The organism is Xanthomonas sp. NCPPB 3582 (assembly GCF_041475735.2).
Classification (GTDB): domain Bacteria; phylum Pseudomonadota; class Gammaproteobacteria; order Xanthomonadales; family Xanthomonadaceae; genus Xanthomonas; species Xanthomonas codiaei.
The window spans coordinates 1640778-1665352 of the sequence record NZ_CM192968.1 but is presented as its reverse complement, the minus strand read 5'-3'; the positions used below and the strand labels follow the sequence as shown (position 1 = coordinate 1665352).

General features: G+C 67.3%; 26 protein-coding genes and 2 pseudogenes. 19 read left to right on the top strand and 9 right to left on the bottom strand.

The window, feature by feature from the left end; translation table 11 throughout:
- The first annotated feature begins 151 nt into the window (after window positions 1-151).
- Together ACCQ05_RS07000 and ACCQ05_RS06995 are read left to right on the top strand one after the other, a co-directional pair.
- On the top strand, window positions 152-1126 hold the full coding sequence (locus ACCQ05_RS07000; RefSeq protein ID WP_372393978.1) for an FAD:protein FMN transferase: 975 nt from the start codon (window positions 152-154) through the stop codon (window positions 1124-1126).
- Window positions 1123-2784, top strand: a complete 1662-nt coding sequence (locus tag ACCQ05_RS06995) for a sulfite reductase subunit alpha (RefSeq protein ID WP_372393338.1) — start codon at window positions 1123-1125, stop codon at window positions 2782-2784. Before ACCQ05_RS07000 ends, ACCQ05_RS06995 begins: the two co-directional genes overlap by 4 nt.
- Before the next feature lie 300 nt (window positions 2785-3084).
- On the opposite strand, the pseudogene ACCQ05_RS06990 reads toward ACCQ05_RS06995, so the two are convergent.
- The 3 genes and pseudogenes from ACCQ05_RS06990 to ACCQ05_RS06980 form a co-directional block, all read right to left on the bottom strand.
- Window positions 3085-3501 (bottom strand): annotated as a pseudogene (locus ACCQ05_RS06990) (HutD family protein); the annotation flags it as partial.
- A 132-nt stretch (window positions 3502-3633) separates the two neighbouring features.
- Window positions 3634-3912 (bottom strand): annotated as a pseudogene (locus tag ACCQ05_RS06985) (HutD family protein); the annotation flags it as partial.
- A gap of 412 nt (window positions 3913-4324) precedes the next feature.
- On the bottom strand, window positions 4325-4699 hold the full coding sequence (locus ACCQ05_RS06980; protein ID WP_005993268.1) for a ComEA family DNA-binding protein: 375 nt from the start codon (window positions 4697-4699) through the stop codon (window positions 4325-4327).
- A gap of 157 nt (window positions 4700-4856) precedes the next feature.
- Here ACCQ05_RS06980 and ACCQ05_RS06975 point away from each other — a divergent pair, with 157 nt between their 5' ends.
- From ACCQ05_RS06975 to murU, 4 genes are all read left to right on the top strand, one after another.
- Window positions 4857-6350, top strand: coding sequence for a M20 family metallopeptidase (locus ACCQ05_RS06975; protein WP_228964585.1), 1494 nt, complete (start codon window positions 4857-4859; stop codon window positions 6348-6350).
- Between the two features lie 427 nt (window positions 6351-6777).
- On the top strand, window positions 6778-7050 hold the full coding sequence (locus ACCQ05_RS06970; RefSeq protein WP_372393337.1) for a GlsB/YeaQ/YmgE family stress response membrane protein: 273 nt from the start codon (window positions 6778-6780) through the stop codon (window positions 7048-7050).
- 38 nt (window positions 7051-7088) lie between these two features.
- Window positions 7089-8108 carry an aminoglycoside phosphotransferase family protein gene (locus ACCQ05_RS06965; RefSeq protein ID WP_372393336.1) on the top strand — a complete coding sequence of 340 codons (1020 nt, stop codon included), beginning with the start codon at window positions 7089-7091 and terminating at the stop codon, window positions 8106-8108.
- On the top strand, window positions 8105-8866 hold the full coding sequence (murU, locus tag ACCQ05_RS06960; RefSeq protein WP_372393335.1) for an N-acetylmuramate alpha-1-phosphate uridylyltransferase MurU: 762 nt from the start codon (window positions 8105-8107) through the stop codon (window positions 8864-8866). The genes ACCQ05_RS06965 and murU overlap by 4 nt, the downstream gene beginning before the upstream one ends.
- A gap of 230 nt (window positions 8867-9096) precedes the next feature.
- Here murU and hda read toward each other — a convergent pair whose 3' ends face one another.
- From hda to ACCQ05_RS06945, 3 genes are read right to left on the bottom strand one after another with little or no spacing between them, the layout of a single operon-like run.
- On the bottom strand, window positions 9097-9822 hold the full coding sequence (gene hda / locus ACCQ05_RS06955) for a DnaA regulatory inactivator Hda (protein ID WP_372393334.1): 726 nt from the start codon (window positions 9820-9822) through the stop codon (window positions 9097-9099).
- On the bottom strand, window positions 9819-10985 hold the full coding sequence (locus ACCQ05_RS06950) for an AI-2E family transporter (RefSeq protein WP_372393333.1): 1167 nt from the start codon (window positions 10983-10985) through the stop codon (window positions 9819-9821). The genes hda and ACCQ05_RS06950 overlap by 4 nt, the downstream gene beginning before the upstream one ends.
- A complete protein-coding gene (locus ACCQ05_RS06945) occupies window positions 10982-12094 on the bottom strand; it encodes a DUF2066 domain-containing protein (protein ID WP_372393332.1) in 1113 nt (370 codons plus the stop codon). The genes ACCQ05_RS06950 and ACCQ05_RS06945 overlap by 4 nt, the downstream gene beginning before the upstream one ends.
- 22 nt (window positions 12095-12116) lie before the next feature.
- Between ACCQ05_RS06945 and purM the strand changes: the two genes are divergently transcribed.
- From purM to ACCQ05_RS06915, 6 genes are all read left to right on the top strand, one after another.
- A complete protein-coding gene (purM, locus tag ACCQ05_RS06940) occupies window positions 12117-13250 on the top strand; it encodes a phosphoribosylformylglycinamidine cyclo-ligase (RefSeq protein ID WP_372393331.1) in 1134 nt (377 codons plus the stop codon).
- 15 nt (window positions 13251-13265) lie between these two features.
- Window positions 13266-13724 (top strand): hypothetical protein, encoded by a 459-nt coding sequence (locus tag ACCQ05_RS06935; RefSeq protein ID WP_372393330.1) that lies wholly within the window; start codon window positions 13266-13268, stop codon window positions 13722-13724.
- Between the two features lie 7 nt (window positions 13725-13731).
- A complete protein-coding gene (locus ACCQ05_RS06930; RefSeq protein WP_372393329.1) occupies window positions 13732-14364 on the top strand; it encodes a DUF2238 domain-containing protein in 633 nt (210 codons plus the stop codon).
- Window positions 14351-15019: a phosphoribosylglycinamide formyltransferase gene (purN, locus tag ACCQ05_RS06925; protein ID WP_372393328.1), complete on the top strand. Its 669-nt coding sequence runs from the start codon at window positions 14351-14353 to the stop codon at window positions 15017-15019. Before ACCQ05_RS06930 ends, purN begins: the two co-directional genes overlap by 14 nt.
- Before the next feature lie 65 nt (window positions 15020-15084).
- The gene (locus tag ACCQ05_RS06920; protein ID WP_372393327.1) at window positions 15085-15930 is read left to right on the top strand and encodes a DUF3108 domain-containing protein; all 846 of its coding nucleotides are present in this window, start codon (window positions 15085-15087) and stop codon (window positions 15928-15930) included.
- A 2-nt stretch (window positions 15931-15932) separates the two neighbouring features.
- Window positions 15933-16616: a DUF3108 domain-containing protein gene (locus ACCQ05_RS06915; RefSeq protein ID WP_372393326.1), complete on the top strand. Its 684-nt coding sequence runs from the start codon at window positions 15933-15935 to the stop codon at window positions 16614-16616.
- Between the two features lie 498 nt (window positions 16617-17114).
- Here ACCQ05_RS06915 and ACCQ05_RS06910 read toward each other — a convergent pair whose 3' ends face one another.
- The 3 genes from ACCQ05_RS06910 to ACCQ05_RS06900 form a co-directional block, all read right to left on the bottom strand.
- On the bottom strand, window positions 17115-17438 hold the full coding sequence (locus tag ACCQ05_RS06910) for an EF-hand domain-containing protein (protein ID WP_372393325.1): 324 nt from the start codon (window positions 17436-17438) through the stop codon (window positions 17115-17117).
- Window positions 17435-18709, bottom strand: a complete 1275-nt coding sequence (gene murA / locus ACCQ05_RS06905) for a UDP-N-acetylglucosamine 1-carboxyvinyltransferase (RefSeq protein WP_228963915.1) — start codon at window positions 18707-18709, stop codon at window positions 17435-17437. Before murA ends, ACCQ05_RS06910 begins: the two co-directional genes overlap by 4 nt.
- 254 nt (window positions 18710-18963) lie before the next feature.
- Window positions 18964-19191 (bottom strand): BolA family protein, encoded by a 228-nt coding sequence (locus ACCQ05_RS06900; RefSeq protein WP_057679285.1) that lies wholly within the window; start codon window positions 19189-19191, stop codon window positions 18964-18966.
- A gap of 54 nt (window positions 19192-19245) precedes the next feature.
- On the opposite strand from ACCQ05_RS06900, the gene ACCQ05_RS06895 reads away from it, so the two are divergent.
- The 7 genes from ACCQ05_RS06895 to hpf all read left to right on the top strand — a co-directional run bounded on the left by ACCQ05_RS06895 (window position 19246) and on the right by hpf (window position 24564).
- Window positions 19246-20247 (top strand): KpsF/GutQ family sugar-phosphate isomerase, encoded by a 1002-nt coding sequence (locus tag ACCQ05_RS06895; protein WP_228963916.1) that lies wholly within the window; start codon window positions 19246-19248, stop codon window positions 20245-20247.
- A gap of 48 nt (window positions 20248-20295) precedes the next feature.
- Window positions 20296-20844 carry a KdsC family phosphatase gene (locus ACCQ05_RS06890; protein ID WP_372393323.1) on the top strand — a complete coding sequence of 183 codons (549 nt, stop codon included), beginning with the start codon at window positions 20296-20298 and terminating at the stop codon, window positions 20842-20844.
- Window positions 20841-21416, top strand: coding sequence for an LPS export ABC transporter periplasmic protein LptC (gene lptC, locus ACCQ05_RS06885; RefSeq protein WP_372393322.1), 576 nt, complete (start codon window positions 20841-20843; stop codon window positions 21414-21416). Before ACCQ05_RS06890 ends, lptC begins: the two co-directional genes overlap by 4 nt.
- Window positions 21394-21966: a lipopolysaccharide transport periplasmic protein LptA gene (gene lptA / locus ACCQ05_RS06880; RefSeq protein WP_372393321.1), complete on the top strand. Its 573-nt coding sequence runs from the start codon at window positions 21394-21396 to the stop codon at window positions 21964-21966. The genes lptC and lptA overlap by 23 nt, the downstream gene beginning before the upstream one ends.
- Window positions 21966-22685: an LPS export ABC transporter ATP-binding protein gene (gene lptB, locus ACCQ05_RS06875; protein ID WP_104541860.1), complete on the top strand. Its 720-nt coding sequence runs from the start codon at window positions 21966-21968 to the stop codon at window positions 22683-22685. The genes lptA and lptB overlap by 1 nt, the downstream gene beginning before the upstream one ends.
- A gap of 40 nt (window positions 22686-22725) precedes the next feature.
- Window positions 22726-24159 carry an RNA polymerase factor sigma-54 gene (locus ACCQ05_RS06870; RefSeq protein WP_506191545.1) on the top strand — a complete coding sequence of 478 codons (1434 nt, stop codon included), beginning with the start codon at window positions 22726-22728 and terminating at the stop codon, window positions 24157-24159.
- A gap of 87 nt (window positions 24160-24246) precedes the next feature.
- Complete coding sequence (gene hpf, locus ACCQ05_RS06865) at window positions 24247-24564, top strand: ribosome hibernation-promoting factor, HPF/YfiA family (protein ID WP_011037930.1); 318 nt, start codon at window positions 24247-24249, stop codon at window positions 24562-24564.
- Window positions 24565-24575: the final 11 nt, after the last annotated feature.

The window sequence follows — 24575 nt, the reverse complement described above, 5'->3', positions numbered from 1 at the left end:
GTTGCGTGCGGCGACCGACCACGCCGGCATGGCCGGGATGGTCCGCACTGCCGACGGCATCGACCGCCGAACCACCAAGACGCTGATGCAATCGGCAACGCCGCACGTCACCATCATGCACCTGCCGCAGCGCCCGCTCACCAATCCACGTATGAACTCAGTTGCTTCCGCAGACACCCCGCTTGCCACCCTGGGCGGCCGCAGCATGGGCACCACCTGGAGCGTCAAGCTGGTGGCGCCACGCAGCTACGACCTGCATCCGCTGCACGCGCGCATCCAGGCCGCGCTCGACCGCGTAGTCGCACAGATGAGCACCTGGGAATCGGACTCGGATATCAGCCGCTACAACCGTATGGCCGCCGGCCACTGGCAGACCCTGCCGACAGAGTTCCATACCGTGCTGCGCACCGCGCTGGACATCGCCCAGGCCAGCGACGGCGCCTTCGACCCCACCGTCGGGCCGATGGTCGAGCTATGGGGCTTTGGCGCCAGCGGAAGTCGGCGACGGGTGCCATCGCCCGAGCAGATCGCGCTGGTGAGCCTGCGCTGCGGCTGGCGGCGCCTGGAACTGGATGGCCCGCGTGTCCTGCAACCGGGCGCGGTGGCGCTGGACCTGTCCGGCATCGCCAAGGGCTATGGGGTGGATTGCGTACACCACGCCCTGCTACAGGCCGGCATCGCCAGCGCCTTGATCGATGTCGGTGGCGAACTGTTCGGCTATGGACGCAAGCCCGACGGCAGCGCCTGGCGCGTACTGGTCGAATCCGCCCCCGACGAAGACGCCGGCTCGGCGTTGCCGCCACGGGTGCTCGCCCTGGATGGCGTGGCCGTGGCCACCTCCGGCGACCGCTGGCACCGCTTCGAGAGCGACGGCCTGCGCTACGCCCACACCTTCGACCCGCGCACCGGCGCACCGATTCCGCATGCGCCCGCCGCGGTCACCGTCCTCGCCGCCGATGCCATGCATGCCGATGCCTGGGCCACCGCCATGACCGTGCTCGGGACCGACGCCGGGCTCGCCTACGCGCAGCAGGCCGGCCTTGCGGTGCGCTTTCTGACCCGACACGACGGCAGTCTGCACGAAGCCATGAGCCCCGCATTCGAGCGGCATCTGGCCGCATCATGACAGTGGCACGCGCACGGGTCTGGCTGGGCAATGGCGCGCTGCTGCTCGCCCTTGCCGCCATCGCTGCATGGCTTGCCAGCCTGCACGAAGGCGCATGGTGGAGTGCGCCGACGCCGCAGCGCTGGCAGTGGGCAGCACTGGGTCTGACGCTGTATGCCGCGGTCTGCGCTGTCATTTTCATCCGCAGCCGTCAGCGGGCCGGCGTGAGGAATGCAGACAGTAGCGGCACGCTGATCGCCTGGGCCAGCCAGACCGGATTCGCCCGCGAGCTTGCCGAGCGCAGCGCGGCCGCACTGCAAGCAGCCGGCCTCGCAGCGTATCCGCTGCCGCTGGACGCGGTGGATGCCGATCTACTCGCCCGCGTGCCGCGTCTGCTGTGCATCGTCAGCACCACCGGCGAAGGCGATCCACCCGACCATGCACAGGCAGCCGAGCGCCATTGGCTTGCCGACAATGCGCGGGACCTGGCTGCCGTGCACTATGCGGTCCTGGCCCTGGGCGACCGCCGCTACGCGCAGTTCTGCGCGTTCGGCCGTCGCATCGATGCCGGCCTGCAAGCGCGCGGTGGCACGCGCCTGTTCGAGCGCATCGACGTCGACAATGCCGACCCACGCGCCTTGCTTCAGTGGCAACATCGCCTGGCTGCACTCACCCCTGCGCTGGCGAGCCAGCCAGCGTGGAGCGTGCCGACCTATGCGAGCTGGCAGCTGCGCGAGCGTGTGCATGTCAATCCCGGCAGCGCCGGCGCACCGATCTATCGGCTACGGCTCGCACCCCACGACGGCGCGCTGCCGCAATGGAGCGCCGGCGACATCGCCGAGATCGCGCCGCAGAACGCGCCTGCGCAGGTGGAGGCCTGGTTGCAGCGGCACCGCTGCGATGGTGCGCAGATGGTCGATGGGCGTACCTTGCGCGACTGGCTCGCCGGCGCGCAGCTGCCTGCAGATCCGGATGCATGTGCAGAGCCAGCTGCATGCGCCGATGCAAGAGCGGAAACGGAAACAACGTTACAGCCTGCAGGACTGGCGGCACTGGTGCATCACCTGGTCGCGCTGCCGCATCGCGAGTATTCGCTGGCGTCGATCAGCCAAGAAGGGCATGCCGAACTGCTGGTCCGCCAGCATCTGCATGACGATGGACGGTTGGGGATCGGCAGCGGCTGGCTCTGCGTGCATGCGCCTGTCGGCGCCACCATCGCACTGCGATTGCGCAGCAATCCGGGGTTTCATCCCCCCGCGCCAGAGCAACCCATGCTGCTGATCGGCAACGGCACCGGCATCGCCGGTTTGCGCGCACATCTGCGCGCGCGCATCGCCGCCGGCGCGCGCGACAACTGGCTGATCTTCGGCGAACGCAACGCCGCATGCGATGCGCTCTACGCCAACGAGTTGCAGCAGTGGCAGCAGGCCGGCTGGATTGCACGCATGGACCTGGTGTATTCGCGCGACCACGCCTCTCCGGCACGCTATGTGCAGCACGCGCTTGCCGCCGAGGCCGACACCCTGCGCCAATGGATCGATCGCGGCGCCTGCCTCTATCTCTGCGGCAGCCTGCGCGGCATGGCACCCGAAGTGGACACTACACTCGACGCCATTCTGGGCCCGGCGACCAGGCAGGAGCTGCTGCAAAGAGGGCGCTACCGCCGCGACGTGTACTGAGCGGACGCCGCCAGATCTCAGGCAGGCGTCCTGATCAAGCAGCAGTTCTGCCGGGATCTATCTTGGGATGGAACCCACGCCGTGCAGGGTTCTTCAGTGAGCGTGCATGCCTGCAGCTGCCAACCTATTGCAACGGACCACGAGCAGCCGACAGGACGACATCTGGCCAGCCACCGCACCGGCCAGCAAGCGGTTGCTGTGTAGCGGCCAAGCGTTCACGGCCGGCGCTCAGAACCCTCACCACCGCGCATCCCGCGGTCTACGCGGTCCACGCGCGCAACCTCACACGACGACGGCTCGCTACGCACTACCGGCCGCACCAACCCGGATCGCCAGCAATTCGCCGCCGCCATCCAGCACATAGCGGGTCCGCGTCGACGCACTTAGCCAGGCGGTATCGCCGGCCGCCATGGCCGGCAAGCCACTTTCGCGCCCGAAGCTGGCTTGCCCGGCAAGCAGATGGATCGCCCAGGCACTGCCCGGTTCTGCGAAGAACAGCATGGTGCCGACCAACGGCCGATGCAGCAGCTCGGCCTGCAACAGATCGCGTCGCCACATCAGATTGAAATCCTGCGTCGGCCCGTCCAGCAGCACCGCGCTCACTGCATCTTCGCCGGCAAATCGCACGCGTTGATGGGGCGGCATGACATCGACGCATCGGCCACGATGCGCAGGATTCGCAACAGGATGCCCAGCGCTGCTCAATACTCCACTGCCCACCGAACGTGCGCCGACACGCGCCGCCCCACTCGCCTCTGCACTACCACCGGTCCCGTCACCTGCAAGGATTGCGGTGTCGGTGTCGGTGTCGATGTCTACATCAGCGTCGGGGTTGGAGTTGGAGCCGGAGTCGGAGTCGGCATCGATACTTGTATCGGTATCGACATCAACATCGCCAAACTGCAGACGCATGCCATTGCCGCGTAGCAATACCAGCTCACGATCGATGCCAGGAAATGCGGAGAACGCGGCATCTTGCTCGATCTCGGCAATCGACAGGCGCAAGGCCCATTCCGGCGTATCGCCCAACCGGAGGATCTCGCGCGTCCAGCCCAATTGATTGCGCCACCGCTCCCGGCGGTACTCATTGGCCGGAATCACCCGGCTGCTCAGGTCTGTTAGCTGCATCGGCGCATTGTGCCCGAAGCGCCATACCCGGTCGCGGCCCAATCCTGGCTCCGTGCACGCCGTGCCTGCGTTGCGATCTGGCTCCTGCACAGGCATTCACCACTGCCACGCCACAAGACCCTGTCCGACTTCGCCGACATCGGGCCAAGGCTCCCGAAGCGGATCGACGCCTCCACGTCTCGACGTCCACAAGCCGTTCCAGCCCCCACTGTCCGGGCCAGCGCTTTCCACCGGCAGCACCGCGCTGCGTCTGGCTCAGATCCGCCCAACGAAAAACGCCCGGCTGCACATCCAAGTGCAACACCGGGCGATTCCACGTCCTTGTCGGCTTCCAGCCATCCCCCAGACATCCTGTCCAGTTAGGTTGCGGCCACGCATCCTCGCGTCGAACCGTATCTCGGATCCCTTCCCCTCAACGCCGCCCCACCGGTTTCACCGCCGCCCCCTTGGCAGCCTTCTTGGCGGGCGCCATCGTGGCCCCCACTTCGATCAGGTCGCGATTCCGTTCGACCGTCTTGAGTCCGATGCCCTTGACCAGTGCCAGCTCCTCGGCACTTTTGAAGGGACCGTTTGCCTGACGGTGCTCGACGATTGCCTCGGCTTTTGATCGCCCGACATTCGTCAGCACCTTGTCCAATTCCTCAGCAGACGCGGTGTTGATATCGACCTTTTCCAGCGCGTACGCATTCGAGGACAACAGCAACGCCAGTAGCAGGGACTTCAGGACTACGGTAAATGACTTCATTGCAACGCTCCTTGTGGCTTGGGTGATGGTCCTAGCCAGCATTCCTGCCGGCGGAGCCAGTGTCCCGCGCCACATGCAGCAATCCTATCGCCAACGAACTTTTCACACAGCCGGTGAACTGCGCGCCGCCTTGTAGGGAAATCCCTACCCCATGTCACGGGCGTAGAATGTGCTGCTACGTCACGCATTCGGAGCCTTCATGGACAGCGCCAAGATCGACCAATTCATCAGCGACACCTGGGACCGCGAGATCGTCCCGCAACTGGTCGATTACATCCGTATCCCCAACAAGTCGCCGATGTTCGACGCCGATTGGGTGGCCAACGGCTATATGGAACAGGCCGTGACCCTGATGGAAACCTGGGCGCGGGCGCAGGCCATCGACGGCATGCAGGTCGAGGTGGTGCGCCTGGAAGGCCGCACGCCGTTGATCTTCATCGAGATCCCGGCCACCGGCGCCGAGTCCGGCGACGACACCGTGCTGCTGTACGGGCACCTGGACAAGCAGCCGGAGATGACCGGCTGGGACGCCGACCTCGGCCCGTGGGAGCCGGTGCTGCGCGGCGACAAGCTGTATGGACGCGGCGGTGCCGACGACGGCTACGCGATCTTCGGTTCGCTGGCCGCGATCCTGGCGCTGCGGACCCAGGGCCTGCCGCATGCGCGTTGCGTGGTACTGATCGAGGCCTGCGAAGAGTCAGGCAGCTACGATCTGCCGGCCTACGTGGATCACCTGGCCCAGCGCATCGGCAAGCCGTCGCTGGTGGTGTGCCTGGACTCGGGTTGCGGCAACTACGAGCAGCTGTGGTGCACCACCTCGCTGCGTGGCCTGACCGGCGGCAACCTCAGCGTGAAGGTGCTGGAAGAAGGCGTGCATTCCGGCGATGCCTCCGGCGTGGTGCCATCCAGCTTCCGGCTGCTGCGCCAGCTGCTGTCGCGTATCGAAGACGAAACCACCGGACGCATCCTGCTCGACGGCCTGCATGTGGAAGTGCCCGCCGAGCGGCTGACCCAGGCCAAGGCGGCAGCGGCGACACTGGATACCGCGATCTTCGACAAGTTCCCGATGGTCGAGGGCCTGGTGCCGATGCATGAGGAGCTGACCGAACTGGTGTTGAACCGGACCTGGCGCCCGGCGCTGTCGATCACCGGGGTGGATGGCATGCCGCCGCTGGCCTCGGCCGGCAACGTGCTGCGCCCGCACACCGCAGTGAAGCTCTCGCTGCGATTGCCGCCGACGGCAGACGGCAAGGCCTGCGGCGAACTGCTCAAGGCCGCCCTGCTGCGCGACCCGCCCAATGGCGCGCAGGTGAGCCTGGAGCTGGAAAAGGCCTCGTCGGGGTGGAATGCGCCGGCGATGGCACCGTGGCTGGCAAAGGCCATCGACGATGCCAGCCAGGCCTTCTTCGCCAAGCCGGCGATGTACATGGGCGAAGGCGGCTCGATCCCGTTCATGGGCATGCTGGGCGAGAAGTTCCCGGGCGCGCAGTTCATGATCACCGGCGTGCTGGGGCCGCATTCCAATGCGCATGGGCCCAACGAGTTCCTGCACATCCCGATGGGCAAGCGGGTGACTGCCTGCGTGTCGAAGGTGATCGCCGAGCATCACGCCGCCTGCCTGCGCGGGGAGACCAGCGGCTCGCCGGTGGCCGCCGATAGCGGCACCCGGCATGGCGGGCACGGCTGCTGCTGAGCCCTGGGGTTGGCCCTTGCATGCAGTCGGGTGCAGGGGTCGTCGGATGCGCCGTGTTGTTCGGGATTTGGACGAGAAGCCGTGGAGCCCGGGTGCCTGGCGGGCATACCCCAACTCTCACACTCCGTCCCCTCACCCCCACCCTGCTCCGCGGCGCGGGCGCTCCAAGGCACGCGCGAGTGGCGCGCAAGCTGTGCCTTCTGGCCCCGCAGGGAGAGGAACTTTTGGCGGTGTTGTTCCGATAGTCCCTCCTGCCGACGACTTCTGCGTCTTCAATCAGCGTTTCGCTGCATCCCATCCGGAATCGCGCGGCGCGAACGCCAGCTTGTTGCACGTACTCGATCAAGGTCGCCAGCGTTGTGCGCGCAGCGCGGGTGGCCGGCATCCGAAATGCTAGTCTGCCGATCCCGTTCGCTCTGGTGCTGCGATGAACACATTGTTTGGTAGCGACAGCTGGCTCTACATCCTGCTGGTCGGATTCGTGGTCGGGTTGCTGGCGCGTTTCATCACGCCCGGCACGCAGCGCCTGGGCTGCCTGCTGACCATCGTGCTGGGCATTGCCGGCGCGGTGGTGGCGAGCGGGTTCGGCCGTTACATGGGCTGGTACCGTCCGGGCGAGCCTGCCGGATTCCTCGGTGCATTGCTCGGTGCCATCGCCATCCTCGCGCTGCTGCGACTGTTCAGCGGCAGCAAGCGCTGAACGCGGCATTTCCATCACTCACTACGCAGCAACGAACCATGATGTCTTCGCCTTCAGAGACCGCGCGCGACGCGCTTCGCCTGCAATGGGCGCGCCACGCGCTCGACGATCCGCATGCCAGCCTGCAACGCGCCTCGGTCGATGCGGGATTTCGCAGCTATTGGCGCACCAACGGGCGCGGTGCCGATCGCATCCTGATGGATGCGCCGCCGGAGCTGGAAAACGTGGCGCCATGGCTGCGCATGCAGGCCTTGCTGGGCGCGCATGGCGTGCGCGTGCCGCAGGTGCTGGCGCAGGATCTGCAGACCGGTTTCCTGCTGCTGGAAGACCTGGGCGTGCCGACGTTGGCACAGGTGCTGAGCGATGCCAATGCTGACGAACTGCTGGACGGAGCGATGACGCAACTGCTGGTGCTGCAGCGCATTCCGCCCCCCGCCGATAGCGGCACTTTCGGCGAAGCCTTGCTGCAGCGCGATGCCGGCTTGTTCGAGGACTGGTTCCTGGGCCAGCACCTGGGCGTGCAGCTGGGCTGCGCGCATGCCGAGCAGTTGCAGCTGGTGCAGCGCCGCTTGATGGACAACGCGCTGGCGCAGCCGCGCGTGTTCACCCATCGCGATTTCATGCCGCGCAACCTGATGCCGGTACCCGATGGTCCGGCGGTGCTGGATTTCCAGGACTGCGTGATCGGCCCGATCGCCTACGATCCGATCAGCCTGTTCAAGGACACTTCGGTGAGCTGGCCGATCGCCCGCGTGGATGGCTGGCTGCAGCGCTACCATGCGCGCGCCGTTGCAGCCGGATTGCCGGTTCCGCCGCTGGCGCAATTCCTGCGCGATGCGGACTGGATGGGCGTGCAGCGGCACCTGAAGAATCTGGGCATCTTCTCGCGCCTGAGCCACCGCGATGGCAAGCACTGGTATCTGGACAACGTGCCGCGCTTCATCGCCTACCTGGACGAGGTGCTGCCGCGCTACGCCGAGCTGGCGCCATTGATCGGCGTTCTGGACGAGGTGATCAAGCCGGCCCTGGCCGCGCGAACCTCGCAGGCCACGTCATGAAGGCGCTGATCTTTGCCGCGGGATTGGGCGAGCGCATGCGCCCGCTGACCGAGCGCACCCCAAAGCCCTTGCTGCCGGTCGGCGGCACGCCGTTGATCGTCTGGCATCTGCGCAGACTCGCCGCGCTGGGCGTGGACGAGGTGGTGATCAATACCTCCTGGCTGGCCGAGCAATTTCCACAGGTGCTGGGCGACGGCAGCGCGTTCGGCCTGCGCCTGACCTATTCCTTCGAAGGCGCCACACCACTGGAGACCGGCGGCGGCATGCTGCACGCGTTGCCGCTGCTGGGCGATGCGCCGTTTCTGCTGGTCAACGGCGATATCTGGAGCGACTTCGACTTTGCGCGCCTGTCCGACGAACCAGCCGGGCTGGCGCAGTTGGTGCTGGTCGACAAGCCTGCCTATGCGGCCAACGCCGACTTTGCCCTGCAGGCCGATGGCAAGGTGCGCGCGGATCTGCCGGCAACCCACACGTACGCCGGCATTGGCATGTACCGGCCGGCATTGCTGCACGACTGGCAATCGGTGATCGGACCATTGCCCGAACAGACTGGCACGGCACCGCGGTTTGCGTTGGCGCCGATTCTGCGTGCGCAGATGGCGCAGGGCCTGGTCGATGGCCTTTATCACGCCGGTCGCTGGACCGATGTGGGCACGCCGCAGCGGCTGGCCGACCTGCTGGGGGAGCTGGGGGAGCTGGGGGAGCTGGGGGAGCTGGCGGGACCCGGGACCCGGGACCCGGGACCCGGGAAAAGCTGACGCGCCGGGGCCTGGGCGCTACCTGGCGCCGATCCACCGGGGCGTACCCATGCGCGGCACACCACGGCACCGCGATCCGCGATCCGCTTCGCTTCTGCATTGTCCGGGCCCTGGGTCCCTGGACCCAAGAAAAGCTGACGCGCCAGAGTGTGGGCATTGCCCGCTGCCGATCCACCGGAGCGTACCCATGCGCGGCACACTACTGCACCGCGATCCACCTCGCTTCTGCGTTATCCGGGTCCCGGGTCCCGGGTCCCGAGTCCCGCGCCTCCCACCACCCGCCGCAGGAACGGCACCGTGATGCGGCGCTTGGCCGCCAGCGATTCGCGATCCAGCCGATCCAGCAAGGCCACCAGGCCGGCCAGTTCGCGCCCGCTGTGGGTGAGCAGCCAGTCGATCGCCGCCTCGTCCAGCGCAAGCCCGCGTCGCTGTGCGCGATCGCGCAGCACCGCTGCGCGCGCCGCGTCGTCCAGCACCGGCAAGCCGATCCGGATGCACTGCGACAACCGCGACCGCAGGTCGGGGAGCACCAGCGCCAGGCCATCGGGCATCTGCCGCGCGGTATAGAGCAAGGTGCTGCCGGCTGCACGCGCACGGTTGTGGAAATCGAACAACGCCACTTCGTCGTCGCGTTGCCCGGCGATGCTGTCCACACCGTCCAGCGCCACCAGGCTGCGGCCTTCCAGCGCTTCGAGCGCATCGCGCAGGCGGCCGGCAGCGGCCTGCAGCGGCAGGTACGCCGACGCGCGCCCGGCCTGCTCGGCCGCCGCGCACAGTGCCAGCGCCAGGTGAGTCTTGCCGGTGCCTGCGGGACCGGCCAGGTAGAGCCAATCGTTCACCTGCCCGGTGGCCAGGGCCTGCAACTGGGCAAGCAGGCCCTCGGGCGCGGCGATGTAGCTGTCGAAGCGCTGGTCGGGCGGGGCGCGCAACGCCAGCGGCAACTGCGGGACGCTCACAACCGGTCTGCGTCCTTGCCCGGGTCGATGATGACGCTGCGTTCGGGCGTGGACTGCAGCACGATGCCGGCCCGCTCGCCCGCATACAGATCGCTGCGGGTGTACTGCTCGTGCGCATAGCGCAGCAACACGTTGGCCACTGCGGCCACCGGCAAGGCCAGCAGCATGCCGAGGAAACCGAACAGCTGGCCGCCGGCCATCACCGCAAAGATCACCGCCACCGGATGCAGGCCGATCTTGTCGCCGACGATGCGTGGAGTGAGCACGTAGCTTTCCAGCAACTGGCCGACAGTGAACACCACGCCCACGCCGATCAGCAGCTTCAGGTCCAGCCCCTGCGCCTGCACCACGGCGGCCAGCAGTGCCAGCACGATGCCGGTGGTGGCGCCCAGGTACGGGATGAAGCTGATGAAGCCGGCGATGATGCCGATCAACAAACCCAGGTTGAGCCCGATGATGGACAGGCCGGTGGCATAGATCGCGCCCAGCGCCAGCATCACCAGGAACTGGCCGCGGATGAAGCCGCCCAGCACGTCGTTGGATTCCAGCGCCAGCCGGCTGACGGTGCCGATATAGGCGCGCGGGACCACCGCTGCCACCCGCTCCACCAGCCTGTCCCAGTCGCGCAGGAAGTAGAACGCCAGGATCGGCAGCAGCGCCAGGTTGATCACCCAGGTCACCATCGCAAAGCCGGAGCGCGAGACGTAGCCGAAGAAGGTCTTGGCGGCGCCGCCGGCCTGTTCCCAATGGCTGCGGATCCAGTCGATCAGGCGCTCCGGGTCCAGCCAGGCCATCAGCTGCACGCCGGTCTTGGCTTCCAGCCACGGGATGGCGGTGCCGATCGCCCAGGTACGCATCTGCGGCAGCGCATCGATCAGGGTCATGATCTGGCGTTCGATCATCGGCACCAGGATCATCAGCGCCAGCACGAACAGCAGCGTCGCCAGCACGAACACCAGCGCCACCGCCATGTTGCGCGAGCGCCCGGCACGTTCGATGCGGTCCACCAGCGGGTCGCCCAGCCAGGCCAGCAGCAGCGCCAGCACGAACGGGGTCAGGATCGGTGCCAGCAGCGAGATCACCCACAGCACGCCGACGATCACCGCCGCCCACTTGAGGCGGCGCAGGAAGATGGCGATTTCGGCTTCGGGAGTCAGGGTCATTTCAGGCGGTACTCGGCGTGCTCGTTGTCGAGGATGATCGGGCCCTCGGTCGGGACCGATACCGAGACTAGGGGACTGTTGTCGCCGAGCATACGGTTGAGCCCGGAAATGCCCGTGAGCAGTTCCAGATCCACTTCCATGCGATCGCCATTGGCGCTGACCGGGCGGATGCTGCGCACCACCGACACGCCCTGCAGGGCAGCGGCCACGCGCAGATAGTCATCGGCGCTGTGGATCCCGGTGATCACCGCGCGATACACGCCCGGCACGCCCGAATCCACCCGCTTGGCATAGCGCTTGACCAGTGCGTCGGCAGCGCCATCGGCGCCGGCGGCCATCGCGCGGCGGGCATCGCCATCGCTGCTGGTCCAGCTGGACAGCACGTTGCCGTTGTCCACGAACACCCAATCGGCGGTCCAGCCGGCGTCGCTGCGGTAGAGCTTGCCGATCAGCTGCATCGGCGGGCTGTACTTGGCCGAGGCGCGCGCCACCGCGGCGGTGTCCTTGCGCCAGATCGCGCCGGCCAACGCCTGTTCGGCGGCCGCGCCGCCCGGCAGGCCGAGCCGGTAGCCGCGCTCGATGGCGCGGTCGAGCACGCTGCGCGCGGCATTGGCCTGCGCCACGCCGACCAGGCGCGGGCCGCTGCCATCGTCGATGGCCAGCCACAGCACCGGCTTGGGCCGCGGCAATGGCCATACCGGCAAGCCCAGCGCGGCGATCAGGCCATCCACATCGGACTGCCGGAACCGCGCGACCAGGGTCGTGCGGAAGGTGGGCGCGCCAGTGCGCGAGGTGCCCTGATCCTGGCGGTAGTCGTAGTGTTCGACGTAGTTGGGCGCGTTACGCAGCGCCTGCGGCACGCCGGGGCGGCTCATGACGCTGCGGTCGCCGGACACCTTGCCCAGCACCGCACCCAGCGCGCGTGCCAGGGCACCGGGGCGATCGGACTCGCTCTGGCTGTTGACCGGCACTTCGGCATCGTAGGCGCTCTGCGCCTTGGCGACATCGCCCTCGGTGCGCAGGTCCGCCTGCGCAAAGGCCGGAACGACCGGCATGGCGACCACGAGGGCGAGAAAGAAAGCGAGACTGCGGCGCATCGACGGTTCCATGGCGTAAGCGTATCCGGGTGAATTGTTGCCCGAATGGGACGCTAGCGCCAACGTGGCTGTTAAAATCGCCGCCTTTACTGCCGAGCCACCCACGCCCGTGACCAGCCCAACGCCTTCCACTCCCTCGCCCATGACCTACCGCGATGCGGGCGTCGACATCGATGCCGGCAATGCCCTGGTCGAACGCATCAAGCCGCTGGTCAAGCGCAGCTTCCGGCCGGAGGTGATGGGTGGACTGGGCGGTTTCGGGGCCTTGTTCGACCTGTCGGGCAAGTACAAGGAGCCGGTGCTGGTCTCCGGCACCGACGGCGTCGGCACCAAGCTCAAGCTGGCCCAGCAGTTGGGCCGGCACGACACCATCGGCATCGATTTGGTGGGCATGTGCGTCAACGACGTGCTGGTGCAGGGCGCCGAGCCACTGTTCTTCCTGGATTACTTCGCCACCGGCAAGCTGGACGTGGACACCGCCGCAGCGGTGGTGGGCGGCATCGCGCGCGGCTGCGAACTCTCCGGTTGCGCACTGATCGGCGGCGAAACCGCCGAAATGCCCGACATGTACCCGCCGGGCGAATACGACCTGGCCGGCTTCACCGTGGGTGCGGTGGAAAAATCGCAGCTGCTGGACGGCGCACAGGTGCGCGAAGGCGACGTGCTGATCGGCATCGCGTCCTCCGGCCCCCACTCCAATGGCTATTCGCTGATCCGCAAGATCTACGAGCGTGCCGGCGCACCGGCAGAGCATGTGCTCGACGATGGCACCCGGCTGATCGATGCGCTGATGGCGCCGACCGCGCTGTACGTCAAGCCGGTGCTGGCCCTGCTCAAGGCGCATGGCGAGGCGATCCACGCCATGGCCCACATCACCGGTGGCGGGCTGACCGAGAACATCATCCGCGTCGTTCCGGACGGCCTGGGCCTGGACATCGACGCCAGCGCCTGGACGCTGCCGCCGGTCTTCGCCTGGCTGCAGCGCGAAGGCGCGGTGGCCGATGCCGAAATGTGGCGCACCTTCAACTGCGGCATCGGCTTCGTGCTGATCGCCTCGCCCGAGCAGGCGGCCACGCTGGAGCAGGCGCTGGATGCGCAGTCGCTGGCGCATTGGCGCATCGGCCAGGTGGTCGCCGCGCACGGCGACGAACGCGTGCGGATCGGTTGAGCCAAGGAGACCCGCATGGACGCTTCCCCACCTGCACTGCCGACGCCGGCCAGCGCCGATGACATCCAGCACCTCAAGCTGCTGTCGATCTTCCATTACGTGCTGGCCGGCATCACCGGGCTGTTTTCGTTGTTTCCGCTGATCCACCTGTTCATGGGCCTGGCCATCGTCACCGGCCATCTGCCGATGGAGACCACCACTCCGGATGCGCCGCCGGTGGACCCGCGCTGGTTCGGCTGGTTTTTCGTGGTCTTTGCGGCCGGTTTCATCTGCTGCGGCCTGACGTTGGCAGGGTTCATCGCCTATGCCGGCCGTTGCATCGACCAGCGCAGGCGGCATCTGCTGTGCCTGATCGTGGCCGGCATCTCCTGCTCGTTCATGCCGTTCGGCACCGTCGTCGGCGTGTTTACGCTGGTGGTGCTGCTGCGTCCGCAGGTCAAGGCATTGTTCGGCGCCGCTGCACCCGCCACCTGAGAGCGACGTGAGCACACCTGCGTGGCGCCGTCCCAAGCTGGCGGCATTGCTCGTCACGGTCGCGGTCTTTTCGGTGAGCTGGATCTCACCGCTGTGGCCGGTGGAACAGGCGCTGCACAGTTCGCTGACGGTGCTGGGGCTGATCGCGCTGGTGTGGGCCGACCGCCGCTGGCCGCTGGGCACGGGCGCATTCGTGGCCATCTGCGTGTTCATCGCCATGCACTGCATTGGCGCACGCTGGCTGTATTCCAACGTGCCCTATGACAGCTGGAGCCAGCAATGGCTGCAGTGGTCGCCCAATGCCGCCTTCGGCTGGACGCGCAACCATTTCGACCGGCTGATCCATCTGCTGTTCGGGCTGTGCTTCACGCCGGCCATTGCGCAGCTGGCAATGCAGCGATGGCCACGCCTGACGCTGCGGCAAGCCTTCGCCCTGACGGTGATGACCATCATGTGCGTCAGCCTGGTGTACGAATGGTTCGAATGGGGCATCGCGCTGCTGCTGTCGCCGCAGGCGGCCGAAGCCTACAACGGCCAGCAGGGCGACATTTGGGACGCGCATGCCGACATGCTGCTTGCGACACTCGGCAGCGTGGCGGCCTACCCCGTTGTAAGGACAATGTTCAATGCACGCTACTGACCGGCGTCTGCGCCTTGCCGTGCTCGCGTCCGGGCGCGGCAGCAACCTGCAGGCCATCCTGGATGCGATCGCCAGCGGGCGCCTCCATGCCGAGGTGGTTGGGGTATTTTCCGATCGCTCGCAGGCGCCGGCGCTGCACAAGGTGGATGAGGCGCTGCGCTGGAGCGCCAGCCCACGCGCGTTCGCCGACCGCGACGCCTTCGATGCCGCGCTGGGCGATGCCATCGCCGCCACGCAGCCGGACTGGGTGGTCTGCGCCGGCTACATGCGCATCCTGGGCGAGCCGCTGGTGCGCCGCTTTGCCGGGCGCATGCTCAACATCCACCCGTCGTTGCTGCCCAAGTACCGCGGCCTGCACACCCACGCGCGGGCGCTGGAGGCCGGCGACACCGAACACGGCGCCAGCGTGCACCTGGTGGTGCCGGAGCTGGATGCCGGCAGCGTGATCGCGCAGGCGCGCGTGCCGGTCCTGCCAGGCGACAGCGCCGAGCAGCTGGCCGCACGCGTGCTTGCACGCGAGCATCCGCTGCTGCTGGCCACCCTGGAACTGCTCGCCGCTGGCCGCGTGCAGATCCACGGCGACGCCGTCCACGTCGACGGTCAGTGCCTGTTTACGCCACTGCGACTAGAGTCCGCTGATACCGCATTGACCTGAATGCGGAGACATTCTCCTCATCCCGTCTCGGACATCCTTGCGGCCCCCGTGCCCACCATCAGCGCATGAACGTCGCCCCGATCGCCACCGCGCTGTTGACCATCGCCCTGCTTGCCCCGGCAGGCAGCGGTCGCGCGCAGCAGCCTCCCACCGCGCCTGCGCCAGCTGCGGCGCCCACGCCGACCGCGCCCGCCGCAGCTACCGCGTCCCAGGCAGCGCCGGCATCCGCCGCCACGTTGCCCGCCAGCATCTGGACCCCGCCGCCATTGGAACCGTTCGTGGCGACCTATCAGGCGTTCTACCGCGGCAAGGAGGCAGGCGATGCCACCATGCAGGTCAGCCATGGCGACGGCAGCCAGTGGCGTATCGACATGTCGGTGCGTGGCCGCAAGGGGTTCGCCAGCATCCTGGGGCTGAACCTGGAACAGAGCACGGTGTTCCGCGTCGACGGCGACACCTACGTGCCGCTGAGCCAGAGCACGGTGCGCAAGGCAGTGTTCTTCGGCAAGAAGGTTACCGGTGTGTACGACTGGCAGGCCGGCACCGCGCAGTGGGATGGCGATCTGAAGAAGGAGCGCCAGCAACCGATCCCATTGCAGCCCGGCGACCAAAGCGCGCTGTCGCTGAATCTGTCGCTGATGCGAGATGCGCAGCCCGGGCGCAGCCTGAGCTATCGCTACGTCGACGTGGGCCGGGTGCGCAAGTACGACTACCGCGCCGCAGACACCACCGAGGTGGTGCAGGTCGGCGACTTGAGTTACGACGCCTTGCGCGTGTACCGCGTCAACAGCGGCGACAACGAAACCATCCTGTGGATCGCCAACGGAGTCCCGACCCCGGTGCGCATCCTGCAACGTGACAAAAACGAGGATCAGGTCGATCTGCGCCTGGTCCAATACCAAGGAACCTGACCATGAAGATCCTCCCCCGCACCAGCGCCCTGATCGCCGCCGCCGCACTGGCCGTGGCCAGCCTGCCGGCGTTTGCCGTCCAGCCATTCCAGGCCGACTACTCCGCCAATTACATGGGCATGCTGGCCAACGGCACCATGACCCTGGCGTCCGCTGGCGCCAATCAGTGGCGCTATACGCTGACCATCCAGAACCAGTTGGCCAACCTCACCCAGAGCACGGTGTTCGAGGAAGCCGGCGGCCAGCTGCGCCCGGTCAGCAGCAACGACACCTCCTCGATGATGGTCAAGCGCCGCAATGTCACCGCCAACTACGACTGGAAGACCAGCCAGGCCACTTGGAGCGGCGACATCAAGCCTGACCGCCGCGGGCCGGTCAAGTTGCAGCCCGGCGACATGGACGCGCTGCTGATCAACCTGGCGATCACCCGCGACCTGGCCGCCGGCAAACCGTTGAACTACCGCATGGTGGACGAAGGCCGTATCAAACCGATGAGCTACAAGGTGATCGGCAAGGAAACCATCACCGTCAACGGCAAGCAGGAGCAGGCCACCAAGGTCTCGCGCGTGGATGGCGACAAGGAACTGATCGCCTGGGTGGTCAAGGACCTGCCGGTGCCGGCGCGTCTGCTGCAGAAGGAAAAGGGCCAGGACGCGCTGGACCTGACCATCAAGTCGCTGCGCTGAGCGAGATGCAGCTGCCATTTTAAGAGCGCGCCAAGGCGCAAGGCTTTAAAGGAGCCAGTGGGTCGAGTGCGCGGTGCCCTCACCGCTCGCGGGACACGCCGCAAGTACTTCCCTGTAGGCTCGGTGGCGGCATCCATGCCGCCACACGGTCCCGCAATCGGCGAGGACACCGCACCAGACAATTGGTCGGTTGTTTGCTTAAAAGCTTGTCCGTTGATCGGCTTGCGTATTGATCGGCTCGGGTTGGGAGATTAGCGGACGCTTGCTTGTCAGAACTGCAGGGCACGGTGCCTGCTCTTACGATGCACACCGACCCTCTCGACTGGTCCTTGCCCGCCTACCGTCGCAGGACCTTATGCGGCATGGATGCCGCATAAGAGCCTACAGGGACGTACTTGCGGCGTGTCCTGCGATGGTGGGCGGGCAAGGGCCCTGCGGCCAAGCCGCAGCCCAGCCGCTCTTCACGCACCGATCGGAGCCAGACCGGGCCGCGACCTATCAGGGCTTTGCTGCGGCCTTGTCATCGCCGGTCGTGAATACCGTGCGGCAGTCCACGCGGATCTGCTCGTCATTCTTGCGCCAATAAAAAAGATCGCAATGGCGCTTGCCCTCGACGGTCTTTTTCACTGCTACCGCGTAGAACGACTGCGCGATTTCGTCGCGGCTGGCAGTGCCGTCGCCATTCCAGTCCATGTCCTTGAACTCCACGCCCTGGGTGATGGCCATGCCCACGCTCCAGGCGTAGGCCAGCCACGCCAGGATCAGCACGATCACGCCCAGCAGGATCTTGCGCCGGGTGGTGAAGCGTCCGCGCAGGATCATGCGGTACGCCGGATGGTCGCGCCCAGCGCCCCCAGCTTCTCCTCGATGTTTTCGTAACCACGGTCCAGGTGGTAGATGCGGTCGATGGTGGTGTCGCCCTCGGCCACCAGGCCGGCCAGGATCAGCGACGCCGAGGCGCGCAGATCGGTGGCCATCACCGGTGCGCCGCTCAGGCGTTCGGCGCCGCGCACGATGGCGGTGTGGCCTTCCACCTGGATGTCCGCGCCCAGGCGCAGCAGCTCGTTGACGTGCATGAAACGGTTTTCGAAGATGGTTTCGTTGATCACACCCACGCCGTCGGCCACGCAGTTGAGCGCCATGAATTGGGCCTGCATGTCGGTAGGGAACGCCGGATACGGCGCGGTGGTCAGGTTGACCGCGCGCGGGCGCTTGCCGCGCATGTCCAGGGTGATGCTGTCGCTGGTGGTGGTGATGCTGGCGCCGGCCTCGGTGAGCTTGTCCAGCACCGCATCCAGGGTGTCCGGGCGTGCGCGGCGCACCGTGACGCTGCCGCCGGTCATTGCCGCGGCGACCAGGAAGGTGCCGGTTTCGATGCGATCCGGCAGTACCGCGTGGTGCCCGCCGCCCAGACGCTGCACGCCTTGCACCACGATGCGCGGCGTGCCGGCGCCTTCGATCTGCGCGCCGAGCGCGATCAGGCAGTCGGCCAGGTCGGTGACTTCCGGCTCCATCGCCGCGTTCTCCAGCACCGTGGTGCCTTCGGCGAGCACCGCGGCCATCAACACGTTCTCGGTGCCGGTGACGCTGACCATGTCGAACACGTAGCGGCCGCCCTTCAGGCGTCCGTTGCTGGTGGCCTTGATGTAGCCGTTCTCCACGCTGATCTCGGCACCCAGTGCCTGCAGGCCCTTGATGTGCTGGTCAACGGGGCGCGAGCCGATCGCGCAGCCGCCGGGCAGCGACACTTCGGCGGTGCCGTAGCGCGCCAGCAGCGGGCCCAGCACCAGGATCGAGGCGCGCATGGTCTTGACCAATTCATAGGGCGCGATCTGGTGCGTGACCGAGCGCGGGTCGACCAGGATCGAGCGGCCCTTGGCCAGGGTGCCTTCGTCGATGGTGACCTCCGCGCCCAGCTCGCTGAGCAGCTTCACCGTGGTGATCACGTCGTGCAGGTGCGGCACGTTGCTGATTTCCACCGGCGCATCGGCCAGCAGGGTGGCGCACAGGATCGGCAGCACGGCGTTCTTGGCGCCGGAAATATTGACTTCGCCATGCAGCGCTTGGCCGCCGGTCACTACGATTTTTGCCATGGGAATCTGAGAAATCCGAAAGTAGAAGGGATGTCGGGGGAATGAAGTGAGGGACGTGCCGACCGTGGTACTCGCAGTGCGCGGTGGAACCGGGGGCGAGCGGCGCCGGGCACGGCCCGGTAGGCGCTAGATACCGTTACTGAGTGAGCGTGAACGGCGCCAGCTGAGGCGATACAGGTGCGTACCGCTTACCGCCCCTGCCCTGCACACCGCTTTCGGCCCAGCCCGCCTGATGGCGAGCGCGGCGGCTGCGCTCAGCCTTCCTCGGGCGTCAGGGTCTTCAGCTGCAGCGCATGGATCGCCCCGCCCATCAGATCGCCCAGGGTGGCGTAGACCATGCGGTGCCGCGCCAGCGGGGCCTTGCCGGCAAAGGCCGGGCTGACCACGGTGGCCTCGAAGTGCACGCCGTCGTCGCCGTGCACGTCGACGCGGGCTTCGGGCAAGCCGGATTCGATGAGTTTACGGATGGTTTCGGCGTCCAAAGGGCGTTTCCTCATAAAATGAGCGCACATTCTACTCTTCACCCGAGTTCCCGCATGGCTGTCTCGCACCTGCCTTCTGCCACCGTCAGCGACGCCAGCCTGGTCGCCAGCGGCCAGCGCGTGCTCCAGATCGAGCAGGACGCGCTGGCCAGCGTGGGCGCACGCATCGGCAGCGACTTCGCCGCGGCCTGCCGGCTGGTGCTGGCCTGCCGCGGGCGGGTGGTCGCCACCGGCATGGGCAAGTCCGGCCATGTGGCGCGCAAGATCGCCGCCACCCTGGCCTCCACCGGCACCCCGGCCTTCTTCGTGCACCCTGGCGAGGCCGGCCATGGCGACCTGGGCATGATCACCGAGGCCGACATCGTGCTGGCGCTGTCGTATTCGGGCGAATCGGACGAGGTGCGCATGCTGCTGCCGGTGCTCAAGCGCCAGGGCAACCCGATCATTGCCATGACCGGGCGGGCGAACTCCACCCTGGCCCAGGCTGCCGACGTGCACCTGGACGTCAGCGTCTCCGCCGAAGCCTGCCCGTTGCACCTGGCCCCGACCTCCAGCACCACCGCCTCGCTGGCAATGGGCGACGCGCTGGCCGTCGCCCTGCTGGATGCCCGTGGCTTCACCGCCGACGACTTCGCCCGCTCGCACCCGGCCGGCAGCCTGGGCCGGCGCCTGCTGTTGCACATCACCGACGTGATGCATGCCGGCGACGATCTGCCGCGGGTACACCGAGACGCCAGCCTCAGCGAGGCGCTGATGGAAATGAGCCGCAAGCGGCTGGGCATGACCGCGGTGGTAGACGATGACGGCCGCCTGATCGGCCTGTTCACCGACGGCGACCTGCGCCGCGCGCTGGACAGCGACATCGACGTGCGCAGCGCCGGCATCGCGCAGGTGATGACGCGCAACCCGCGCACCATCGGCGCCGACCAGCTCGCCGCCGAGGCCGCCCGGCTGATGGAGGACTACAAGATCAACGGTTTGATCGTGGTGGATGCACAGCAGCGCGCGGTCGGCGCATTGAACATTCACGACCTGTTGCGCGCCAAGGTGGTTTAACAGGTTCAGTTTTCAACCGCCGGACCCCGTTCCCACCGATTCGTGCCGATGCCCTATTCCCCCCTGCAGCATCTTCCCGCCGAGCTGATCGAGCGCGCCGCGCGGATCCGCCTGGCCTGCTTCGACGTCGACGGCACCCTGACCGACGGGCGCCTGTACTACGACCACGCCGGCAACGAGAGCAAGGCCTTCAACGTGCTCGACGGCCAGGGCCTCAAGCAGCTCGAACACGCCGGCATCCAGGTCGCGCTGATCACCGCGCGCGCCAGCCTGTCGGCGGAAAAACGCGGCCAGGACCTGGGCCTGCATGTGCAGATCGGGGTCAAGAACAAGCGCCTCGCGGTGCTGGCGCTGTGCCAGGAACATGGCCTGTCGCTGGACCAGGTGTTGTTCATGGGCGACGACCTGCCGGACCTGCCGGCACTGCTGGCGGTCGGCCTGCCGGTCGCGCCGGCCAACGCGCACCCGTGGATCGCCGAACGCGTGCAATGGCATACCCGCGCCCGCGGCGGCGAAGGTGCGGCCCGCGAGGTCTGCGACACGGTGCTGGCCGCGCAAGGCCAGGTCGAAGGCATCATCGACAGGTTCTCGGCATGAGCTGGAACTGGCGGAGCACATTGGGCTTGGTGCTGTTCGTGGCTGCGGTCGTGTCCGGCTGGTCGGCATGGCAGCAGCGCGCGCGTCCGGTCGAGACGGCAGTGGACGAGTCCAAGGCCGACTACGTGTTGCGCGACTTCGAGCTGATCGCGCTGGACAAGCGCAGCGGCAAGGAGTCGATGACGCTGCGCGCGCCGGAAATGCACCGCAACCGCGCCGACCAGACCTCGGAGATCACCACGCCGGTGTTCCTGTTGCCCGACAACGCCAACCAGCCCTGGACGCTGCGCGCCAAGACCGGCTGGGTCAGCCCCAAGGGCGACGAACTGCGGCTGCGCGGCGATGTCGAAGGCGACAGCCCCACCACCGGCCCTACTCCGCCCACCACCTTCCGCACCCAGAGCCTGGACGTGTTCCCGCAGCAGAGCCTCGCCAAGACCGCAGCGCCGGTGACCATGACCCGGCCGGGTATCATGCAAAGCGGGGTCGGCTTCGAGGCCGACCTCAAATCGCGCCAGTACAAGCTTCTTTCCCAGGTCAAGACCCGCTATGAACCGAATGCTGCCCGCTAAACTGGCGTTTGCCGCGCTGCTGCTGCCTGCGATGGCGATGGCCAAGACCAGCGATCGCAACCAGCCGATGGCGATCGACTCCAATGCCAACGACTGCAACATGCTCGACGACAGCGGCAAATGCCGCTTCAGCGGCAATGTGGTGATCACCCAGGGCACGCTGGAGATCCATGCCGACACCGCCGACATCTTCCAGAAGAACGGCCAGACCGATCGGGTGGTACTGACCGGCAAGCAGGCCACGCTCAAGCAGCAGATGGACGACGGCGCGATGATGCACGGCCAGGCCGACAACATCGAATACAAGGTCGCCGACGAGATCATCATCCTGACCGGCAACTACAAGGTCGACTCGCCCAAGGGCACCAACGCCGGCCAGCGCATGGTCTACAACACCAAGACCGGCAACATGCAGAGCGGCGGCGACGGCAGCCGCGTGCGCACCATCATCCAGCCCAAGAACGCCGCCCCCGCCGCGTCTACCCCGGCACCGGCACCGGCGCCGGCGCCGGCCGCCAAGCCTGCAGCCAAGCCGCAGGGGAACAAGTAATGCTGGTCGCCACCGGTCTGCGCAAGAAGTACAAGCAGCGCGAAGTGGTCAAGGAGTTCGGCCTGACGCTGGAAGCCGGCGAAGTGGTCGGCCTGCTCGGCCCCAACGGCGCCGGCAAGACCACCTGCTTCTACATGATCGTGGGCCTGGTCGAAGCCGATGCCGGGCGGATCGAACTGGACGGCCGCGACCTGACTGCCGAGCCGATGTACGCCCGCGCCAAGCTCGGCGTGGGCTATCTGCCGCAGGAGCCATCGGTGTTCCGCAAGCTCAGCGTGGCCGACAACATCCGCCTGGTGCTGGAGCTGCGCGAGGAACTGGACAGCGCCGGCCGCGAGAAGGAGCTGGCCTCGCTGCTGGAGGAATTGCAGATCACCCACGTGGCCGACCAGCTCGGCGCCAGCCTGTCCGGCGGCGAACGGCGCCGCTGCGAGATCGCACGCGCGCTGGCCGCCAAGCCGCGCATGATGCTGCTGGACGAGCCCTTCGCCGGCGTGGACCCGATCTCGGTCGGCGAGATCCAGCGCATCGTCATCCACCTCAAGGAACGCGGCATCGGCGTGCTGATCACCGACCACAACGTGCGCGAGACCTTGGGAATCTGCGACCGCGCGTATATCCTCGCCGAGGGGGGCGTGCTGGCGCAGGGGGCACCGGACGCGCTGCTCGCCAATCCCGACGTCCGTCGCGTATATCTGGGGGAAACTTTCCGCCTTTGAGCGCGTCGCCGCGCCAACGTTTTCTTCAGTCAGTGCCCGCATGAAAGCCCGGCTCCAGACATCGCTAGGACAGCAGTTGGTCATGACGCCGCAATTGCGTCAGGCGATCAAGCTATTGCAGATGTCCACCACCGAACTGGAACTGGAGATCGCCGAGGCGGTGGAGACCAACCCGCTGCTGGAATGGGCCGACGAAGCCGCGCATGCGGCAAGCGAGCCCCCGGCCTCGGCATCGTCCTCCAGCGAGGACGCCCCGCGCGAGGACGCCGCACCGGCCGAGCGCGATGACGACTGGTCGCAGGACGAACTGCAATGGTCCGGCACCGGCAGCGGCGGCAGCTTCGACGACGACGACTCCGGCGATGCCGCCGAGCGCGTTGCCGAATCCGAAACCCTCGCCGACCACCTGCTGTGGCAGTTGCACCTGTCGCCGCTGTCGCCACGCGACCGCCAGATCGGCGCCACCCTGATCGACGCGCTGGACGAGGACGGGTATCTGCGCGAACCGCTGTCGGCGATTCTCGAAACCCTTGCGCTGGGCGCAGCCGTGGACGAGGCCGAAGTGCTGACCGTGCTGCACCAGATCCAGCGCTTCGACCCGGTGGGCGTGGGTGCGCGCACGCTGGGCGAGTGCCTGGCGCTGCAACTGGCGGTGCTCGACCCGGCCACGCCGGGCCGTGAGCTGGCGCTGCAGATCGTGGCCGGCCCGCTGGAACGGCTGCCACGCAGCGGCGTGGCCGGCCTGGCGCACGAGCTCAAGCGCTCGGCCGCCGATGTCGAACAGGCCGTGCAACTGGTGCGCTCGCTGGACCCGCGTCCTGGCAAGCAGATCGGCGAGCTGTCGCAGGACACCTACGTGGTGCCCGATTGCGTGGTCTGGCGCCAGCGTGGCGTCTGGCGCGCATCGCTGGCCGGCCGCGCACAACCGAAGGTCACCATCCACCGCGGCTACGAGAGCCTGATCCGCAGCTGCGGCGAGTCCGATGCCGGCTATCTGCGCGGCCAGCTGCAGGAGGCGCGCTGGCTGCTCAAGAGCCTGGAGGCGCGTGGCGAGACCCTGCTGCGAGTGGTGCGCTGCCTGCTGCAGCACCAGGCCGGGTTCCTGGAATTCGGTGCGCAGGCGCTGCGGCCGTTAACCCTGCGCGAGATCGCCGGCGAGCTCGGCCTGCACGAATCGACCATTTCCCGCGCGATCGCCCGCAAGTACGTGCGCACCCCGCGCGGCACCATCGCGCTGCGTTCGTTTTTCGCCTCCGGCATCGACACCGACGGCGGCGGCGAGGCCTCCAGCACCGCGATCCAGGACATGATCCGGCGCCTGATCGAGGCAGAAAACCCCCGCAAGCCGCTGTCCGACGCCAAGTTGGCAGATCTTTTGAAAACTTCCGGCGTACCAGTGGCGCGCCGCACCGTCGCGAAGTATCGTGAGGCCATGAACATTTCCGCCTCCCACGAACGCGTGCGCATCGCCTGACGTTGCAACCACCGCAACGCCGGCCTGGGCCGGGTTTGTCGGAGTACCGGAACGGTTCATTGGCCCACCGACCAATGGAGGTATCCGATGCGCATCGAGACGTATGGCCACCAGCTTGAAGTGACCCCCGCCCTGCGGGACTACGTGGCAAGCAAGCTGCAGCGGTTGCAGCGCCATTTCGACCAGCACTGCGAAGTCCGAACGCAGCTGGCCGTTCGCAAGCCGGACCACCATGTGGTCGCCACCGTCAACCTTCCCGGTCGCACGCTGCACGCCGACGCCAGCGGCTCCACCATGTACGCCGCCATCGACCTGCTGGTCGACAAGCTCGACCGTCTGGTCCTGAAGCACAAAGAAAAGAAATGTAACCACCATGCACGCGAGGTGCGCGACAATCCCGCATGACGCTTCCCGCT

What these genes read in the sequence shown, in the direction of transcription:
- ACCQ05_RS06870 (WP_506191545.1), top strand. Translation starts at nt 22,726, where the DNA reads ATGAAAGCCCGGCTCCAGACATCGCTAGGACAGCAGTTGGTCATGACG.
- ACCQ05_RS06895 (WP_228963916.1), top strand. Translation starts at nt 19,246, where the DNA reads ATGGCTGTCTCGCACCTGCCTTCTGCCACCGTCAGCGACGCCAGCCTG.
- murU (WP_372393335.1), top strand. Translation starts at nt 8,105, where the DNA reads ATGAAGGCGCTGATCTTTGCCGCGGGATTGGGCGAGCGCATGCGCCCG.
- ACCQ05_RS06970 (WP_372393337.1), top strand. Translation starts at nt 6,778, where the DNA reads ATGAACACATTGTTTGGTAGCGACAGCTGGCTCTACATCCTGCTGGTC.
- ACCQ05_RS07000 (WP_372393978.1), top strand. Translation starts at nt 152, where the DNA reads ATGAACTCAGTTGCTTCCGCAGACACCCCGCTTGCCACCCTGGGCGGC.
- murA (WP_228963915.1), bottom strand. Translation starts at nt 18,709, where the DNA reads ATGGCAAAAATCGTAGTGACCGGCGGCCAAGCGCTGCATGGCGAAGTC.
- ACCQ05_RS06975 (WP_228964585.1), top strand. Translation starts at nt 4,857, where the DNA reads ATGGACAGCGCCAAGATCGACCAATTCATCAGCGACACCTGGGACCGC.
- ACCQ05_RS06965 (WP_372393336.1), top strand. Translation starts at nt 7,089, where the DNA reads ATGATGTCTTCGCCTTCAGAGACCGCGCGCGACGCGCTTCGCCTGCAA.
- ACCQ05_RS06915 (WP_372393326.1), top strand. Translation starts at nt 15,933, where the DNA reads ATGAAGATCCTCCCCCGCACCAGCGCCCTGATCGCCGCCGCCGCACTG.
- ACCQ05_RS06995 (WP_372393338.1), top strand. Translation starts at nt 1,123, where the DNA reads ATGACAGTGGCACGCGCACGGGTCTGGCTGGGCAATGGCGCGCTGCTG.
- hpf (WP_011037930.1), top strand. Translation starts at nt 24,247, where the DNA reads ATGCGCATCGAGACGTATGGCCACCAGCTTGAAGTGACCCCCGCCCTG.
- ACCQ05_RS06935 (WP_372393330.1), top strand. Translation starts at nt 13,266, where the DNA reads ATGGACGCTTCCCCACCTGCACTGCCGACGCCGGCCAGCGCCGATGAC.
- ACCQ05_RS06890 (WP_372393323.1), top strand. Translation starts at nt 20,296, where the DNA reads ATGCCCTATTCCCCCCTGCAGCATCTTCCCGCCGAGCTGATCGAGCGC.
- lptC (WP_372393322.1), top strand. Translation starts at nt 20,841, where the DNA reads ATGAGCTGGAACTGGCGGAGCACATTGGGCTTGGTGCTGTTCGTGGCT.
- lptB (WP_104541860.1), top strand. Translation starts at nt 21,966, where the DNA reads ATGCTGGTCGCCACCGGTCTGCGCAAGAAGTACAAGCAGCGCGAAGTG.
- purN (WP_372393328.1), top strand. Translation starts at nt 14,351, where the DNA reads ATGCACGCTACTGACCGGCGTCTGCGCCTTGCCGTGCTCGCGTCCGGG.
- ACCQ05_RS06945 (WP_372393332.1), bottom strand. Translation starts at nt 12,094, where the DNA reads ATGGAACCGTCGATGCGCCGCAGTCTCGCTTTCTTTCTCGCCCTCGTG.
- lptA (WP_372393321.1), top strand. Translation starts at nt 21,394, where the DNA reads ATGAACCGAATGCTGCCCGCTAAACTGGCGTTTGCCGCGCTGCTGCTG.
- ACCQ05_RS06950 (WP_372393333.1), bottom strand. Translation starts at nt 10,985, where the DNA reads ATGACCCTGACTCCCGAAGCCGAAATCGCCATCTTCCTGCGCCGCCTC.
- ACCQ05_RS06980 (WP_005993268.1), bottom strand. Translation starts at nt 4,699, where the DNA reads ATGCTGGCTAGGACCATCACCCAAGCCACAAGGAGCGTTGCAATGAAG.
- ACCQ05_RS06920 (WP_372393327.1), top strand. Translation starts at nt 15,085, where the DNA reads ATGAACGTCGCCCCGATCGCCACCGCGCTGTTGACCATCGCCCTGCTT.
- ACCQ05_RS06910 (WP_372393325.1), bottom strand. Translation starts at nt 17,438, where the DNA reads ATGATCCTGCGCGGACGCTTCACCACCCGGCGCAAGATCCTGCTGGGC.